General features: G+C 53.7%; 8 protein-coding genes and 7 tRNA genes. All 15 read right to left on the bottom strand.

All coding sequences use genetic code 11. The annotated features are described in order from the left end of the window. Positions 1-25: 25 nt before the first annotated feature. The 15 genes from pgmB to FC18_RS10670 all read right to left on the bottom strand — a co-directional run bounded on the left by pgmB (position 26) and on the right by FC18_RS10670 (position 18,138). Entirely contained in the window at positions 26-688 is a 663-nt protein-coding gene (pgmB, locus tag FC18_RS10740; protein ID WP_054675419.1) for a beta-phosphoglucomutase, read from the bottom strand. Next, positions 666-2,942 (bottom strand): glycoside hydrolase family 65 protein, encoded by a 2,277-nt coding sequence (locus tag FC18_RS10735; RefSeq protein ID WP_056976279.1) that lies wholly within the window; start codon positions 2,940-2,942, stop codon positions 666-668. Before FC18_RS10735 ends, pgmB begins: the two co-directional genes overlap by 23 nt. A gap of 177 nt (positions 2,943-3,119) precedes the next feature. Next, positions 3,120-4,865 (bottom strand): glycoside hydrolase family 13 protein, encoded by a 1,746-nt coding sequence (locus tag FC18_RS10730; RefSeq protein ID WP_056976277.1) that lies wholly within the window; start codon positions 4,863-4,865, stop codon positions 3,120-3,122. Between the two features lie 24 nt (positions 4,866-4,889). After that, positions 4,890-6,545, bottom strand: coding sequence for a glycoside hydrolase family 13 protein (locus FC18_RS10725; RefSeq protein ID WP_054675418.1), 1,656 nt, complete (start codon positions 6,543-6,545; stop codon positions 4,890-4,892). 144 nt (positions 6,546-6,689) lie between these two features. Continuing rightward, entirely contained in the window at positions 6,690-10,358 is a 3,669-nt protein-coding gene (gene rpoC, locus FC18_RS10720) for a DNA-directed RNA polymerase subunit beta' (protein WP_056976275.1), read from the bottom strand. 11 nt (positions 10,359-10,369) lie between these two features. After that, a complete protein-coding gene (rpoB, locus tag FC18_RS10715; RefSeq protein ID WP_056976273.1) occupies positions 10,370-13,966 on the bottom strand; it encodes a DNA-directed RNA polymerase subunit beta in 3,597 nt (1,198 codons plus the stop codon). Between the two features lie 300 nt (positions 13,967-14,266). Further along, on the bottom strand, positions 14,267-16,762 hold the full coding sequence (locus FC18_RS10710; protein ID WP_054675416.1) for an ATP-dependent Clp protease ATP-binding subunit: 2,496 nt from the start codon (positions 16,760-16,762) through the stop codon (positions 14,267-14,269). Positions 16,763-16,883: 121 nt separating this feature from the next. After that, positions 16,884-17,351 (bottom strand): CtsR family transcriptional regulator, encoded by a 468-nt coding sequence (locus FC18_RS10705; RefSeq protein ID WP_054675415.1) that lies wholly within the window; start codon positions 17,349-17,351, stop codon positions 16,884-16,886. Positions 17,352-17,511: 160 nt separating this feature from the next. Then, positions 17,512-17,585: transfer RNA gene (locus FC18_RS10700), tRNA-Pro, on the bottom strand. A 14-nt stretch (positions 17,586-17,599) separates the two neighbouring features. Further along, positions 17,600-17,671: transfer RNA gene (locus FC18_RS10695), tRNA-Gly, on the bottom strand. 10 nt (positions 17,672-17,681) lie between these two features. Continuing rightward, positions 17,682-17,755, bottom strand: a tRNA-Pro gene (locus FC18_RS10690). A gap of 5 nt (positions 17,756-17,760) precedes the next feature. Beyond that, positions 17,761-17,834: transfer RNA gene (locus FC18_RS10685), tRNA-Arg, on the bottom strand. A 37-nt stretch (positions 17,835-17,871) separates the two neighbouring features. Continuing rightward, positions 17,872-17,943, bottom strand: a tRNA-Gly gene (locus tag FC18_RS10680). Between the two features lie 14 nt (positions 17,944-17,957). Further along, positions 17,958-18,030, bottom strand: a tRNA-Thr gene (locus FC18_RS10675). Positions 18,031-18,056: 26 nt separating this feature from the next. After that, positions 18,057-18,138, bottom strand: a tRNA-Leu gene (locus tag FC18_RS10670). Positions 18,139-18,219: the final 81 nt, after the last annotated feature.

Genomic DNA, 18,219 nt, shown 5'->3' with positions numbered 1-18,219 from the left:
TATTATTTGCGGCTAGTCGCGGCATCTAGGCCTGCTGAAAAGCGTGGATAACGTTCGCTAATACCAAATGCGTGGTATCGGGCACGTTGTAATCAGCAGCTGCCAGGGTGGTTGCGGCGCCAATTCCGACTGCAAATTGCCCCGCAGCCTTAATGGCCGCCACGCCTGCCGGTGCATCTTCAAAGCTAATCACCTCATCTGCCGCCAGTCCGAGTAATTCTTGGGCTCGCTGGTAGATTTCTGGATCAGGTTTACCATGCGTGAGCGTCGCGGGATCAACCACGGCGTCGAAGTATTGCGTTAAATTAAGGTGTTCGAGAATCACCGGCGCGTTGCGGGACGCAGATGCAATCGCCATGGTCAAATGTGCCTGGCGCGCATCTTCAAGCAGTTGCCGCATTCCCGGTAATACCGAATCAGCGTTCATCGACTGAATCGCCTGTTGGTACATCGCGTTCTTCTGGTCCGCCATGGCCTGCAGTTCAGCTTCCGTGTACTGACCGGTGCGTCCGGCATAGCGCATGATAACTGCCAGTGAATCCATGCGTGAACGTCCGCGCAGTTCATCGTCGGCAGCTGCCGGCAAATCAATGCCGAGGCTGGTCGCTAGTGCCCGCCATGCTTTCAAATGGTAGGTCGCGGAATCGGTGATGACCCCGTCGACATCAAATATCAATCCTTTGAGCATCATGCACTCCTTCTTGCAGGTGAACCTGCTGATCAAACACCATCACGTCTAGTTCAGGGCCGTCGAGCAGGGTGAACTCTGCCTGCTTACCAATCCGGACGCCGATGATCCGGCCACGGTAGTTCAACTTGAAGCTGTAACTGTGCCACTTGTCCGGCAAGAACGGCTTGAAGCTAAGCGTGTCGTGATTGTAGCGCATCCCGGCAAAGCCCTGGACGATTGCTAGCCACCCACCACTCATGGACGTAATGTGCAGCCCATCGTCGGTGTCGTTGTTGTAGTTGTCGAGGTCGAGGCGAGCCGTACGGGCATACAGTTCAACGGCTTTGGCACTCTTGCCCAGTTCCGCCGCCAGAATCGCGTGAATCGACGCACTCAGCGAACTTTCGTGGACCGTCAGTGGTTCGTAAAAGTCGAAGTTACGCTCTTTTTCCGCTTGCGTAAACCGATCATTCAGGAAGTAAATCCCCTGAAGGACGTCCGCCTGCTTGATGAACGGCGAACGTAAGATGCGGTCCCAGGACCAGTGCTGATTAATCGGCCGCTGGTCAGCGGGAATTGAGCTGGCTGGGCGAATATCCTTATCCAGGAACGTGTCGTTTTGCACGAAAATGCCCAGTTGCTTATCTTCCGGCCGGTACATCCGGTCGATGATGTCCTGCCAGTGTGCAGCCTCCGTGTCGCTGACTGCTAGCTTGGCAACAACATCTGCATTGCCCTTCGCCAGCCGCTGCAACGCGTATTCCAAACACCAGGAAGCCATCGTGTTGGTGTACCAGTTATTGTTGACGTTGTTCTCATATTCATTCGGCCCCGTTACGCCGTGCAGCATATACATCTGCTTGCGCTGGCTGAAGTGGACGCGGTCGGCCCAGAAGCGGGCAATCCCGACGAGCACCTCTAGCCCCGGACCGTTCACGTAACTTTCATCACCGGTGTAGGCTGTGTACTGGTAAATCGCAAAGGCAACGGCCGCGTTCCGGTGCAATTCTTCAAACGTGATTTCCCACTCGTTGTGGCACTCGATCCCGTTGAAGGTCACCATCGGGAACAGTGCGCCGGCCAGGCCTTGCTGCTGCGCGTTGTGGTAGGCGCCAGGCAGTTGGTCGTGCCGGTACTGCAGCAGTGCGTGCGTAACGTCTGGGGGCGTGACCGCCAAGTACATCGGCACAACGTAGGCTTCAGTATCCCAGTAAGTGGCGCCACCGTATTTTTCACCAGTGAAGCCCTTGGGTCCGATATTCAGCCGCTTGTCCTCCCCGTAGTAGGTCATGAACATTTGGGCGATGTTGAAGCGAATCCCTTGCTGGGCGGCCACATCACCATCAATGGTGACATCACTGCCGCGCCACCGCTGCGCCCACAATGCTTCGTGGCTGCGGAGGTTTTCGCGGAAACTTTGGGCCTGCGCCGTTTGCATCAGCTTCTGTGTGGCAACCAGTTGTGCGTCCTTGGCAACGTCGCGGCTGGTTACAACCACCACGTCCTTCTCCAGGGTTACCTGCTCACCAGCTGCTAGCTTCGCGGTAACCTGCGCGTTCACGCGGCCAGGCTCACTGCTGACGTTACCCTGAATCGGAACCCCGTCACGGCGTAATGCCTGCTGCACCAGAACCGTGAACTGCGGTACCTTGAACGGGTTGGGCCGCGTGGTCATCTGAATGTAGCCCGCAGTAGCATCGGTCGCATCTGGTAACCAGAAGTGGTCGTCGTAGTTACTGTCTTCGTTGACCACGTTGCCGTTGATACCAGCGTCGAACTTAATCGCTGCATTCCCACTGAGCACGGTCGCGGTGACCTGAATGAAGGCCGCCTGCCGTACCCGTAAGCTAAGGAAGCGGGCAAATTCGAAGCGCACCGTTGCCGTTTCTTGCTCGAGCACGAAGCTGCGGCGGAGCAACCCTTGATGCATATCCAGCGTTAAGGTGAAGTCGCGGAACTTGCTCTTAGCGAGATCCACCCGCACACCATTCACCGTGATGCCGATGTCGATGAAGCTCGGGGCGTTGATGACTTTGCCGAAATACTCGGGGTAGCCATTCTTCCACCAGCCGACCCGCGTCTTGTCGGGGAACCAGGTGCCAGCAATGTACGTACCTTGGAGGTGGTCGCCGGAGTAACCTTCTTCAAAGTTACCGCGTAGTCCCATGTAGCCATTGCCGATTGCCGTGATGCTTTCTTGGAGCCGTTTATCTTTTACTTCTAACTGATGGCTTGTGATGAGCCACGGATCAATTTCAAAAATACGTTTCATCTTACTAACCTCACAGAGCTTCGCGAACCGTGCTGCCGGTCTGCTCACTCAATTATTAATGCACTTGCTAACCTACTTGGTACCAGCGCCAACTTGCAACGCCTTGGTACACTATTAATTATGTTTTGATGCAAGCGCTTTTACAATTGGTAAAACTCTGTTACCGCTATCAAGATATTAATCCACGCTCACCACAAAGCCTTTGGGCGCCAGTACGTTAGCCTGGAAGTTCTGGGCCAAAACCGGCGTGGCAGTCAGTTCAATCTCGCGGTCGGTCGTGTTGAAGTAGGCCGTGATGTGCTGCTCGCCGCTGCGTTCCACCTTAATCAGGCCAGCGTCCGTGACCGTCAAGGCCGTGCTGCCCTGGCCAAAGGTGGCCGCGTGGTCGCGCCGCACCTTAATCAACGCCGCCACTTTTTGCCACGTCTTCCCGCCCAGTTTGCTCCAGTCCATTGGCCGGCGGTCGTCGGGATCATTGTCCCCGTCCATCCCCATTTCGGTGCCGTAATAGATGCACGGCGCCCCGGTCTGGGTGAAGATAAACGCTAGGGTTTGCAGGGCCAAATCTTGGTCGTCGCCAGCCTGGGTCAACAGCCGCGCTGTATCGTGCGAGTCCAGCATGTTAAGCATGACCTGGTTGACTTGGTCGCGGTACAGCATCAACTGGTCCGTGAGCCGTTCAACCAGCTCCTGTGCTGATTGCTTGTGCGTCAGGAAGTGGTCCATCGTCAGCTGCGTGTAGGCGTAGTTCATTACGCCAGAGAACTCACCGCCATTCAGCCACGGTTGGCTGGAGTGCCATACTTCACCAAGCACGTAAAAGTCCGGCTTGATTGCTGTCACCGCCGCGTAGAAACGCCGCCAGAAGTGGTGATCCACCTCGTTGGCAACATCTAACCGCCAAGCATCAATATCGAATTCTTCCACCCAGTACTTGGCAACGCTCAGCAGGTAATCCTGCACTTCAGGGTTCGCCGTATTGAGCTTAGGCATGTGTGGCTCGAAGCCAAACGTGTCGAACTGCGGCTTGCCCCCATCGTGAATTGGGTCACGGAATGGGGTGACCGGGAATTCGTGGATGTGGAACCAGGATGCAAATCGCGATTTCGCGCCGTTTGCCAGCACATCCTGCCACTGCATGCTTTCATAACCCATGTGGTTGAAGACGGCATCCAGCATGATCTTCATCCCGCGGGCGTGGGCTTCCGTCACCAATTTGGCGAACAGCGCCTTATCCCCGAACGCCGGGTCAATCTCGAGGTAATCAATCGTGTCGTACTTGTGGTTGGAGCTGGCGGTGAAAATCGGGCAGAAGTAAAGCCCATTGATACCCAGTGCCTGCAAGTCATCGAGGTGATCAAGCACGCCCTGCAAATCGCCGCCGTAAAAGTCCTCACGCCCAGGGTGGTCGGCTGGCCGCCATGGCTTAGTGTTCGCCGGGTCGTTGGTCTGATCACCGTTAGCGAACCGTTCCGGAAAAATCTGGTACCACACCGTTTGCTTCACCCAATCTGGCGTTTGCACCATGTCGATTGCGTGGAAGTACGGCACGCGGAAGTAGTTGGACACTTCCAGGCGGTTCTCCTGGCTGTCGGCGCGAATGCCGCGGTCGCCCACCAAGACGGACACGCCGGCCTTATCCGTGACCAAAAACAGGTACTGCATCCGGGCAAATGGCGCCGTCAGCGTGCAGGCCCAGTGGTCTAACGCTTCCCCGGTGCCGAGTTTAGTCATTGCCTGTTGTTCATATTGAAAAACGTAACGGCCGTCAGCGCTGGGCAGATTCCAGTAAGGGTCCCCATAAAGCACGGTGACACTGGCAATATCCCCACTGGCGGAATGGAACCGCAGCCGCAAATGCTCCTGGTCGTAAAGGAAGCAGTCTTCACTTTCTGGACGGTGCCGTAATGCTGCATTAATCATCAATAATCCCCCTAAATCTCTGCGTTAATAACGTTGAAAAGCGACGCCAGCGTACGGTGCAAGATCCAATTTGACGTCCGCAAGCGCAAAATCGCCCGCGTGCAGCAGCGGCGTGTAATCCCCCGCCGGCAACGTCAAGCTAATTGGCGCCGCGGTCAGGTTAACGGCAACCAGTGCTGTTTCCACCGCGCTTTGCCGCAAGTAGACGTAACTGGCATCCCCCATGGTCAGCAAGCGGAACGCGCCATCTTGGAACACTGGCTGCTGCTTAATCGCCAGCAGTTGCCGGTAAAAGTTCAGCATGCTCTGCTCATCTTGTTCCTGACTGGCAACAGGTGGCGTAGTGCTGCCGCCACCATTCAGCCACGGCTTGCTAGTGCTAAAGCCGTGCTGCGGGCTGTCGTCCCACAGCATCGGTCCGCGCGCCGGCAGCTTGTGCGTCTGACTCACCAGCTGCAGTGCCTGCTCGCGCGTAAACCCATTTTGAATTGCTTGGCGGACGAAATCGTCAACCGTGACGTCGTTGAACTGCGCGGCGTCCGTGAACTCCAGGTTGGCCATGCCCAGTTCCTCGCCGTAGTAGATAATCGGAATCCCGCGTTCCAGATACATCAGCATGGCCACGCTGCGGGCCTGCACCGGCGTCTGCGCAATGCGGGTGGCCAGGCGTGCCATGTCGTGGTTCCCCCAGTACAACGTTGGTTGCGCCACGCCCTGCAGTGTTTGCTGCCACACGGCCTGTGTCTGCCGAAAATGCTGCCAGTTAAGTGGCGCCGGCTGATAATTTGCCGGCAGGTTGGGTAAGACCTGGCTTTCGTCCCGGTCAAAGTAGCGGAAGGTAATCACTGAATCCATGAGCTTGGCGTGGTCACTAGTGTAATCAACCGCTAAGTTAACGTTGGCACTGGCCGCCTCACCCAGTAAGAACGCACCCGGATAATCCTGTTTAATCCGCGCACAAAACGGACGGAGCCAGCGCTGAACGTTCGGCAGGTTCGCGAAGAACGGTTCCGCTACTACCGGCTCGGTCGGGTCATCCGTGGGGTAATCCTGCCCTAAATCGGCCTTCGCAATGTGAATGAATGCGTCCAGCCGCAGACCATCGATGCCTTTAGCCAGCCAGAATTCGGCCACATCCCCCATCGCGAGCCGCACTTCCGGATTCGCCCAGTTCAGGTCCGGCATGCGCTTATCAAATAGGTGGAAGTATGATTGCCCGCTGCCGCTAGGATCCGCCGCCCAGACGGAACCGCCAAAGAAACTGCCCCAATTATTCGGCCGCTGCCCATTTTCGCCAGCAAAAATATAATAATCACGGTAAATGCTGTTCTTCGTAGTCACCGCATCCTGGAACCACGGGTGCTGATCGGACGTGTGGTTGAGCACAAAGTCCATAATCACGCGGATACCAGCCGCATGCATTGCCTTAATCAGCGCCTCCATGTCCGCCATGGTGCCCATCCGCTCATCAATTGCGTAATAGTTCGCCACGTCATAACCGTTGTCCACTTGCGGCGACACGAAGACGGGGTTGAGCCACACCGCGTTAATTCCGAGCTGTTTGAGGTACGGAATCCGTTGCTGAATCCCGTTTAGGTCCCCGATGCCATCCCCATTGCTATCCTGGAATGATTTCGGATATATTTGGTAAATTATCGCATGGTCGTACCACTCTGCCATAAATATCCCTTCCTTCTGTTTCTAGGGTATATGGCTGCGAAAACGGTAACAAGCTTTATCGTCTTGTTACCGCTAACAGGATTAACAACCCGTTTCGGGGCACAAAAAAAGCGCCAGGACAGACGTCCTGACGCTTTAATTAAACTACTTGGTTTCTGGGGCCTCAGTAGCTGGTTCGTCGCCTTCCTTGTGCATCTTCTCTTCAAGATCAGAGATGGAGTACACGTTTTCGGAGACTGCGCCAACGGTCTTTGGTTCCATGTGACGGTACGTTGCCATACCGGTACCAGCAGGAATAATCTTCCCGATGATAACATTTTCCTTGAGCCCAAGCAGTGGGTCGTTCTTGCCGCGAATGGAAGCATCCGTGAGCACTCGTGTTGTTTCCTGGAAGGAAGCAGCAGAGAGGAAACTGTTGGTTTCAAGGGATGCCTTGGTAATCCCGAGCAGAACTGGACGGCCAGTTGCAGGGATACCACCACTAACCAGGGTTTCCCGGTTGCGGTCGTTGAATTCACCAATATCGAGGAGGGTACCAGGCAGAATCTCGGTGTCCCCTGGGTCCATGACCCGGATCTTCCGCAGCATCTGCCGAACCATTACTTCGATATGCTTGTCACCGATTTCGATACCTTGCATACGGTAAACCTTCTGCACTTCATGGAGCAGGTAGTTTTCCGTGTCCATAACGTCGGTAACCTTAATCAGTTCCTTAGGGTCAACAGAACCACCAGTCAGACGCTGACCACGAACAACGTGGTCACCTTCTGCGACGGCAACACTGGATGCGTAAGGCACACTGTAAGAACGGGTATCGGTTTCGCCCTGAACCGTAATCTCACGGGTGTGTTCTGCTGGGTTTTCGTCAATGGCCGTGATTTCACCAGTAACTTCGGTGATAACCGCGAGCCCCTTAGGGTTACGTGCTTCGAAGATTTCCTGGATACGAGGGAGCCCTTGCGTAATATCTTCACCACCGGCAACACCACCGGTATGGAAGTTACGCATGGTCAGCTGAGTACCAGGTTCACCGATAGACTGCGCTGCGACGGTCCCGACTGCTTCACCAACTTCAACCTGTTCACCGGTAGCAAGGTTACGGCCATAACACTTCTGGCAGACACCGTGCTTGGTGTTACATGTGAAGACGGAACGAATCGTAACCTTCTCAACCCCAGCATCAACAATCCGCTGTGCTGTGTCTTCATCGAGCAAGCTACCCTTGTTCGCAATGATTTCGCCACTCTGTGGGTCGCGCACGGTCTTCTGTGCGTAACGGCCAACCAGACGGTCGTAGAGAGGTTCAATCATTTCGTTACCTTCGCGAATGGCGTATACGTCAAGACCACGGTCAGTGCCACAGTCTTCTTCACGAACGATAACATCCTGCGCAACATCGACCAGACGACGAGTCAGGTAACCTGAGTCAGCGGTCTTCAGCGCGGTATCGGTCATCCCCTTACGAGCACCGTGAGTACTCATGAACATTTCCAGAACGGAAAGCCCTTCACGGAAGTTAGAGATAACTGGAACTTCCATCATCCCACCGTTAGGAGCGGCCATCAGACCACGCATCCCGGCAAGCTGGGTGAAGTTAGAGATGTTACCACGGGCACCGGAATCACTCATCATGGAGATTGGGTTCTTCGGGTCGAAGTTATCAACAAGCTTCTGTTGAATTTCGTCCTTAGCTGAGTTCCAAATGCTGATAACCCGTTCGTGCCGTTCGTCATCGGTAATGAGCCCACGACGGAACTGCTTGGAAACCGTGTTGACCTGCTTGTGGGCAGCATCAACGATTTCCTGCTTTTCAGGCACGTGCGGCACGTCGGCAACCCCAACGGTCAGACCGGAGTTAGTTGCCTGCGTGTAACCAAGCGTCTTCATGTCATCCAGCAGATCGGAGGTCCGCTGAACCTTGTAGGTCTTGAATACTTCAGCAATGATGTCAGACAGGAAGCCCTTCTTGAATGGCTTAATGAGCTCAGCCGTTTCCAGGTAGGCAGTGATGTCTTCACCCTTGGCCAGGAAGTACTTATCTGGCACACCGTTGATGATGTTATCAACGGTTGGTTCGTTCAGGTATGGGAGACCTTCAGGCATGATTTCGTTGAAGATGACCTTACCAACACTGGTAACAATGATCTTACCGCGCTGGTCTTCGGAGAACGGCTTGTTTGGCATGGAATCAACAGCCAGACCAATCCGGGTGTGCAAGTGCACATCGCCGTTTTCGTGGGCCATGATTACTTCAGCTGCGTCCTTGAAGATCATCCCTTCACCGACACGGCCAACTTCTTCCATCGTCAGGTAGTAGTTACCAAGCACGATGTCTTGAGAAGGCGTAACGATTGGCTTACCATCCTTAGGCGTCAGGATGTGGTGTGCAGCCAGCATGAGCAGACGTGCTTCAGCCTGCGCTTCGTCAGACAGTGGCACGTGGATAGCCATTTGGTCACCGTCAAAGTCGGCGTTGTAAGCTTCACACACGATTGGGTGCAGACGCATCGCCTTACCATCAACCAGAACAGGTTCGAAGGCCTGAATCCCGAGACGGTGCAGGGTAGGTGCACGGTTCAGGAGTACGGGACGTTCCTTGATGACATCTTCCAGTACATCCCAGATGTCGTCATCCTGGCGGTCAATCTTGCGGCGAGCGTTCTTGATGTTGGACGCCATGTCGCGCTTAACCAGTTCGCGCATCATGAATGGCTTGAAGAGTTCCAGTGCCATTTCGTGTGGCAGACCACACTGGTAGAACTTCAGCGTAGGGCCAACGTCAATAACGGAACGGCCGGAGTAGTCAACACGCTTACCAAGCAGGTTCTGACGGAAACGACCCTGCTTACCTTTAAGCATGTGGGACAAACTCTTGAGTGGACGGTTACCAGGACCGGTAACCGGACGGCCACGACGACCGTTATCGATGAGGGCATCGACAGCTTCCTGCAGCATCCGCTTTTCGTTCTGCACGATGATGCTTGGGGCGTTCAGATCGAGCAGACGCTTGAGCCGGTTGTTACGGTTAATCACACGACGGTACAAATCGTTCAGGTCGGACGTGGCGAAACGGCCACCTTCAAGCTGAACCATTGGCCGCAAGTCAGGTGGGATAACGGGAATCGTGTCCATAACCATCCAGGCTGGGTTGTTCCCAGACTGACGGAATGCGTCCAGAATATCCAGACGCCGAATGGCACGGGTCCGCTTCTGCCCTGAAGCAGTCTTCAGGTCTTCCTTGAGTTCCTTGACTTCAGCTTCGAGGTCAACGTCTTCGAGGAGTTCCTTAACGGCTTCGGCACCCATCTTCGCGTTGAAGCCGTTGCCGTATTCTTCGCGCTTTTCACGGTATTCACGTTCGGTCAAAAGCTGCTTCTTGGCCAGGGCGGTATCGCCTGGGTCAATCACAACGTAGGATGCGAAGTAAATAACTTCTTCGAGGGAACGTGGGGACATGTCGAGGACAAGACCCATCCGACTTGGGATACCCTTGAAGTACCAGATGTGGGATACAGGTGCAGCCAGTTCGATGTGACCCATCCGTTCACGACGAACCTTGGCACGGGTTACTTCAACACCACAACGGTCACAAACAATGCCCTTGTAGCGAATTCGCTTGTACTTACCACAAGCACATTCCCAGTCCTTGGTTGGGCCGAAAATCCGCTCGTCGAACAACCCATCACGCTCTGGCTTGAGCGTGCGGTAGTTGATCGTTTCGGGCTTTTTTACTTCCCCGTAAGACCAGCTGCGAATCTTGTCTGGTGAGGCCAGACCGACTTGCATGCTTTCAAACTTGTTGACGTCAATCACAGGGTACCCTCCTATTCTTTATCTTCTGACTTCTGCTCGGTTGCAGCAGCCTTGGTTGCTTCATCGGCAGCCTTCTTTGCTTCTTGCTCCTTGGCAAACTTCTCCAGGGCGTCGACGCTGACAACATCATCGTCATCATCGTCCATGTCGCGCAGTTCGATTTCGTTCTTCGCGGCATCGAGCACCTTCATGTCCAGACCAAGTGCCTGCAGTTCCTTAACCAGAACGCGGAAACTTTCTGGAACACCAGGCTTAGGAATTGGTTCACCCTTAACGATGGCTTCGTACGTCTTAACACGGCCGACAACGTCATCTGACTTGTAGGTCAAGATTTCTTGCAGCGTGTAAGCAGCACCGTAAGCTTCGAGGGCCCAAACTTCCATTTCCCCGAAACGTTGGCCACCAAACTGGGCTTTACCACCCAGTGGCTGCTGCGTAACGAGAGAGTAAGGTCCGATGGAACGAGCGTGCAGCTTGTCGGCGGACATGTGGGCAAGCTTCAGGTAGTACATAACCCCAACGGAGACACGGGTTTCGAAAGGTTCACCAGTGCGACCATCGTACAGAATTGACTTACCATCAGATGGCATGTCAGCTTCCTTAACGGTATCCCACAGGTCCTTTTCACGTGCACCATCGAATACTGGGCTGGCAACGTGGATGCCAAGCTTGCGTGCGGCCATCCCCAAGTGTAATTCGAGCACTTGCCCGATGTTCATACGGGATGGCACACCCATTGGTGACAGACAGATATCAACTGGGGTACCGTCTGGCAGGAATGGCATGTCTTCTTCAGGAACAACGATGGAAACAGTCCCCTTGTTACCATGACGACCGGCCATCTTGTCCCCAACTTGAATCTTACGCTTCTGGGTAATGTAGACACGAACCATCATGTTCACACCGGGAGCCAGTTCGTCGCCGGCTTCACGGGTGAAGATGTGGACGTCCTGAACAATCCCGCCACCACCATGAGGAACACGGAGGGAGGTATCGCGGACTTCACGTGCCTTTTCACCGAAGATAGCGTGCAAGAGACGTTCTTCAGCGGAAAGCTCGGTCACACCCTTAGGCGTAACCTTACCAACGAGAATGTCGCCGTCTTGAACTTCGGCACCAACACGGATAATCCCGTATTCGTCGAGATCCTTGAGGGCTTCATCACCAACGTTAGGAATTTCGCGTGTTACTTCTTCAGGTCCGAGCTTGGTGTCACGTGCTTCAGATTCGTACTCTTCAATGTGAATTGAGGTGTAAGCATCTTCACGCACCAGCTTTTCGGACAACACGATAGCATCTTCATAGTTGTACATGTTCCAGGTCATGAACGCGATAACTGGGTTCTGACCAAGAGCAAGTTCACCATTATCCATCGCAGGACCATCGGCAATGATTTCACCAGTGTCAACCTTGTCGCCGAGGCGCACGATTGGCTTCTGGTTGTAGTTCTTACCAGCGTTACTACGACGGAACTTCATGAGCGTGTAGGTGTCTTCAGCGGAGTCATCACTGCGACGCACCTTGATGGTCTTCGCATCAACGTACGTAACGGTCCCGTCAAAGCGCGCCTGAACGGCGGTCCCAGAGTCATGTGCAGCCTTGTATTCCATCCCGGTACCAACAAGTGGTGCGTGGGGGTTAATCAAAGGCACAGCCTGACGCTGCATGTTCGCACCCATGAGGGCACGGTTACTGTCATCGTTTTCCAAGAAAGGAATGCAGGCGGTAGCAACGGCAACTACTTGCTTAGGGGAAACGTCCATGTAGTCAACCTTTTCGGGGCTAACTTCAATGTTGTCATCCTTGTGCCGAGCAAGCACGGTTGCTTCTTCAAAAGAACCGTCATCGTTCAGTGGTGAGTTTGCTTGGGCAACGATGTAGTTATCTTCTTCGTCAGCGGTCAGGTAATCGATCTTGTCGGTAACCTTGTGGTCTTCCCATGAAACACGCCGGTATGGGGTTTCGATGAAGCCGTATGGGTTAACAACAGCGTAACTAGCAAGGGAGTTAATCAGACCGATGTTAGGACCTTCTGGCGTTTCGATAGGACACATACGACCATAGTGGGTGTAGTGCACGTCTCGAACTTCATAACCAGCACGGTCACGCGTCAAACCACCAGGACCAAGGGCGGAGAGACGACGCTTGTTCGTAAGTTCCCCGAGTGGGTTGGTCTGGTCCATGAACTGGGACAGCTGGGATGAACCGAAGAATTCCTTAATGGAAGCAACAACAGGCCGAATGTTAATCAGCTGCTGTGGGGTAACGGTGGAAACGTCCTGGATGGACATCCGTTCACGAACAACACGTTCCATCCGGGACAAACCAATGCGGAACTGGTTCTGCAGGAGTTCACCAACAGAACGGATACGCCGGTTACCCAAGTGGTCGATGTCGTCGGTGCTACCAAGACCTTCTTGCAGGTTCAAGAAGTAGTTCATGGAAGCAATGATGTCGGCAGGGGTCAGGTTCTTGGTCTTCTTACCAATCTGACCGTTACCAATCAGGTTAACTTCCTTTTCAGGGTTAACCTGGGAGTAAACCTTCACAATCTGCAAGGTCATTGGGTCTTGCAGTACACCATCAGTGCTTGGGGTGTAGGTGACGGTCTTGAAGTCGTCGCGTTCCAGGTATGGCGTCAAAGTATCCATCAGCTGGCGGGTAACCTTGTCACCCTTGTTCGCAATCACTTCACCGGTATCAGGATCAGCCAAGGTTTCAGCAAGCGTCTGGCCGAGCAAACGGTTCTTCAGGGTCAGCTTCTTGTTTACCTTGTACCGACCAACGTTAGCGAGGTCGTAACGCTTTGGGTCGAAGAAACGCGCGTACAGCAGGGAACGGCTGGAATCAGCAGTCTTTGGTTCACCTGGACGTAGGCGTTCGTAGATATCCTTCAGGGCTTCGTCAGTCCGGGAGTCATCAGTGTTCTTGTGGACATCCTTCTCCAATGTAAGCATCAGGGAATCGTTGTCACCGAACATGTTGATGATGTCCTGGTCAGAGCCAAAACCAAGAGCCCGAACGAGTTCGGTCAGTGGAATCTTACGGGTCCGGTCAATCCGGACGTACGCAATGTCCTTGGCGTCGGTTTCGTATTCAAGCCATGCACCACGGTTAGGAATCACGGTTGTCCCGTATGTGGTACGGCTGTTCTTGTCAACGGCGCTGTTGAAGTAGACCCCAGGAGAACGAACAAGCTGCGAAACGATAACTCGTTCCGCACCGTTAATAATGAAGGTCCCCTGTTCAGTCATCAGTGGGAAGTCGCCAAAGAACACGTCCTGGGACTTGATTTCGCCAGTTTCGTGGTTGGTCAAGCGCAGCGTAACGTGCAGTGGTGCTGAGTAGTTAGCATCGTGCTGACGTGCTTCTTCCACAGTGTACTTAGGTTCAAGCAACTGGTAGTCGACGAATTCCAAACTCAGATTTCCTTGGAAGTCAGAGATTGGCATGATGTCGTCGAACATTTCGCGCAGGCCTTCATCAAGGAACCACTGGTATGAGTTCGTTTGAATCTCGATCAGGTTAGGCAGATCGAGAACTTCCTTGATGCGGGCGTAGGAACGGCGGGTGCGGTGCTTACCGTAGTTCACTAAGTGTCCTGCCAAGTTATTCACCCCTCTAATAGATTGCCAAAAATCAACGTTTAATATATCCAATTGCAAACTGAATATTACATTTAGTTTACAAGTTGTATCTGCCAGACTTTTTAGGCAAAAAAAAACCAAAAGTAGCACTTCAAATGCTGCCACTTTTGACTTTTATGCCGACCTTGCGTGGACAATAGATCACGCGTAGTCGTTGTCCGAGCTGATACACAACTGTAAGTAGTGTACAGCAAAACCCCCGTGCTTGTCAAGAATGGGTCTTGACAAGCGCGGAGGTTTGTTGTAAATGCTTTCGTACAATTACTTGGCCGTGGTTAGTTCAGCTTCCTTAGCTTCTGGTGTTGCTTGTTCGGGGTGGTGCGTGGTGAAGGTAATTTTGCCCTTCTTCGCACCAATGGTAATGGTGTCCCCCGGCTTGGCGGTGCCTGCCAGTAGAATCTCACTCAGCTGATCTTCAACGTCCCGCTGCAGTGCCCGGCGAATTGGCCGCGCGCCGTATTCAGGATCGAAGCCGGCCTTGGCAATTGCGTCGAGGGCGGCAGGGGTAAGCTTGACGCCAATCCCCTGTTCCCGAACCCGACCGAGCAGCTGTTTAGCCATGATCTTGACGATTGAGCGCAATTCCGTCTTGCCCAGGCTGTGGAAGACCAGGGTTTCGTCAATCCGGTTGAGGAATTCTGGTCGGAAGTAACGCTTGAGCTCTTCCAAAATGCGGCCGCGCATGGCGTTGTAATCATCAGCATTGGTTTTCGCCCCAAAGCCGACGCTCTTCTCATCGCGCAGTGCGGTGGCACCCAGGTTAGACGTCATGATAAGAATCGTGTTGCGGAAGTCAACCATCCGGCCCTTAGCATCGCGCAGGTAACCATCGTCTAATACCTGCAGCAACAGGTTGAACACGTCTGGGTGCGCCTTTTCCACTTCGTCCAGCAGCACGACGGAGTACGGCTTGTTGCGCACCTTTTCGGTCAACTGGCCACCTTCTTCGTAACCAACATAGCCCGGTGCGGCCCCAATGAGGCGCGAGGTACTGTATTTTTCCATGTATTCAGACATGTCGACCCGAATAATCGCGTCTTCACTACCGAACATGGATTCAGCCAGCGCCTTGGCGAGCTCGGTTTTCCCGACCCCCGTTGGGCCGAGGAACATGAAGCTCCCGATTGGCCGGTTAGGTGCCTTCAGCCCACTCCGCGCACGACGAATAGCACGGGCAACCGCCGACACGGCCTCTTCCTGGCCAACGACGCGCTGGTGTAGCTGCTTTTCCAGGTGCATCAGGCGTTCGCTTTCCCGCTTGGTCAACTGCGTCACAGGCACGCCGGTCCACTGAGCAACAACTTCGGCAACGTCCGTGGCGGTGACCACAACGTCCTTGCGCACGGACAAGTCGTCCGTACTGTTGGCCTGCTTCGCTGCAAGCTCCCGCGTAAGACGTTGCTCATCTTCGCGCAGTGTTGCGGCCTTCTCAAATTCCTGGGCAGCAATGGCGGTTTCCTTAGCGCTTGTCACCGCGACAATCTTGTCTTCAAGCTTGTCGGTCGGAGTTGGCTTATCTGCAGCCGCAATCCGTACCTTGGCGGCTGATTCGTCGACCAGGTCAATCGCCTTGTCGGGCAAGAAGCGCGTCGTGATGTAGCGGATGGACAGTTCAACGGCGGCATGCAGGGCCTCATCGCTGATGGTAATCCCGTGGTGCTCTTCGTAGCGGGGACGCAACCCGCGCAGGATTTGTTCCGCTTCCTGCTGACTAGGCTCGTTGACCTGAATCGTGGCAAACCGCCGCTCTAAGGCCGCGTCTTTTTCCACGTACTTCTGGTATTCATCGAGCGTCGTGGCCCCAATGAGTTGCAACTCGCCCCGGGCAAGGGCGGGCTTCAGAATGTTCGAAGCGTCAATAGCCCCTTCAGCGCCACCAGCGCCAATCAACGTGTGGAGTTCATCAATGAAGAGAATGACGTCACCGTTCTTGTAAATTTCGTCAATAATCTTCTTGAGGCGGTCTTCAAACTCACCACGGTACTTGGTGCCGGCAACTAGTGAGCCCATATCCAGCATCATGACACGCTTAGTCCGCATATCCATTGGCACCTTGCCGGCAACAATGCGTTCAGCAAAGCCCTCAGCAATGGCGGTTTTACCCACCCCCGGTTCGCCAATCAGGACGGGATTGTTCTTCGTGCGCCGAGCCAGAATCTGAATCAGGCGGGCGACTTCTTCGTCACGGCCGACAACCGGATCCATCTTGTTTTCCCGTGCCATCTGGGTCAGATCACGGGCAAGTCCATCCAGCGTTGGGGTTGGGCTCGTGCCAATCTGACGCGTTGGCCGCGCACTGGGCTTGTCACTAACGCCCATCTTTTTCAGCACCAGCTGCCGCAGTTTCTTCACGGTCAGCTCATAACTTGCGAGAATCCGCACCGCAATGGTCTGTTCATCAGAGAGCAAGCCAAGCAGGATGTGCTCGGTGCCGATTTTGGTTGCACCCGTTCGCTTAGCTTCATCGCCGGCAAACGCGAGCAACGCTTTACCCTTCGGCGAGTATGGTAAATAGGCATCGGCGCCCATTGCACTGGCTGGCAGGGAGCCAAAACCCGTGTAGGTTTCGATGTCATCATGCACGGTATCAACCGTGACTCCCAGCTGCCGCAAAGTTTTGCCCGCTAAACCGTCAGTCTCCGTCACTAAAGCCAGCAGGATGTGTTCCGTACCAACTGCATGGTGATGAAATGAGCGTGCTTCGTTTTGAGCAATCGAGAGAACGTTCTTCGCGCTCACAGTAAATAAGTTATCCATGCACATACCTCCGTATCCAAACAACAAGCTTAAGTTCCACTACAAAACTACTTATTGTGTTTGACCAATAATATTATATGTTGTCCCTACAACTTGCAACATGACACAATCGCACTTTTGTCTAGTTAGCAAACCGTAAGCTGTCCAAGAACGCCTTGAAGAGCCGGGCGCGGATCATTTCTTCAAGCCGGTTGTCTTCGAGCGCCAGTTCATTGTGGCTCATTGCCGACAACATCGCGTTACCCGTTTCGCGCTGGATGATGCCCGCATCGAACAACTGCTGCGTCATGATGCGCGCATCACGTTCCGCCAGGTGGCTGGGAATGTTCGCCCGCAGCGCCGCAACCGATTCCGGATCAGGGCGCAAGTTGGCCTTCACGATCCGAATATAGCCACCACCGCCACGTTTACTTTCCACCACGTATCCACGTTGGGGAGTAAACCGCGTCTTGATTACATAATTAATTTGTGACGGTACACAATTAAACCGATCCGCAATTTCTGCCCGCCGAATCTCGATTTGTCGCTGCTCTTCCAAGATTGATTTCAAGTATGATTCGATTACATCAGACATATTTTGCGCCTGCACATAATCACCCCCACAATTAGATAATGTCTGTTTTTGACTAACTTTGACTTTCATTATATGGCAGAACGTATGAAAGGAAAAGGGCAATCTTACGCTCCCCTAATATTGACGTAAAAAAAGAACCCAGACAAACGTCTGCGTTCCATTCTCTTTAGCTCAATCGGGAAAACAAGATTTGAACTTGCGACCCCTACGTCCCGAACGTAGTGCTCTACCAAGCTGAGCTACTTCCCGGTATAAAATAAAAAAGCGGAAGACGGGATTCGAACCCGCGACCCCCACCATGGCAAGGTGATGTTCTACCACTGAACTACTTCCGCATTTCGCAAGTCGGGAAAACAGGATTCGAACCTGCGACCCCCTGGTCCCAAACCAGGTGCTCTACCAAGCTGAGCTATTTCCCGAACAATGCACCCAGTAGGACTTGAACCTACAACCTTCTGATTCGTAGTCAGACACTCTATCCAGTTGCGCTATGGGTGCATAATATTCATTTTATTTCCGTGCTATCAGCGCGAAAAGCGGAAGACGGGATTCGAACCCGCGACCCCCACCATGGCAAGGTGATGTTCTACCACTGAACTACTTCCGCAAATATTCAGTTAATGCCGACTAGACGATTCGAACGCCCGACCCCCTGATTACAAATCAGGTGCTCTACCAACTGAGCTAAGTCGGCATATTCGCTGCTCAACTACAGCTTAATGCGGGTGAAGGGACTCGAACCCCCACGGTGATAACCACTAGAACCTAAATCTAGCGCGTCTGCCAGTTCCGCCACACCCGCATGACTGCGTTTCTAAAAAAAGAAATGAGCCGTGACAGGCTCGAACTGTCGACCCACGGATTAAAAGTCCGTTGCTCTACC

The organism is Lacticaseibacillus sharpeae JCM 1186 = DSM 20505, from assembly GCF_001436225.1.
GTDB lineage: Bacteria > Bacillota > Bacilli > Lactobacillales > Lactobacillaceae > Lacticaseibacillus > Lacticaseibacillus sharpeae.
This window is presented reverse-complemented; position numbering and strand designations above follow the sequence as displayed.

Excerpts from the sequence above, each read along its gene's own strand:
- pgmB (WP_054675419.1), bottom strand. The coding sequence starts at position 688 with ATGCTCAAAGGATTGATATTTGATGTCGACGGGGTCATCACCGATTCC.
- FC18_RS10735 (WP_056976279.1), bottom strand. The coding sequence starts at position 2,942 with ATGAAACGTATTTTTGAAATTGATCCGTGGCTCATCACAAGCCATCAG.
- FC18_RS10730 (WP_056976277.1), bottom strand. The coding sequence starts at position 4,865 with ATGATTAATGCAGCATTACGGCACCGTCCAGAAAGTGAAGACTGCTTC.
- FC18_RS10725 (WP_054675418.1), bottom strand. The coding sequence starts at position 6,545 with ATGGCAGAGTGGTACGACCATGCGATAATTTACCAAATATATCCGAAA.
- FC18_RS10710 (WP_054675416.1), bottom strand. The coding sequence starts at position 16,762 with ATGGATAACTTATTTACTGTGAGCGCGAAGAACGTTCTCTCGATTGCT.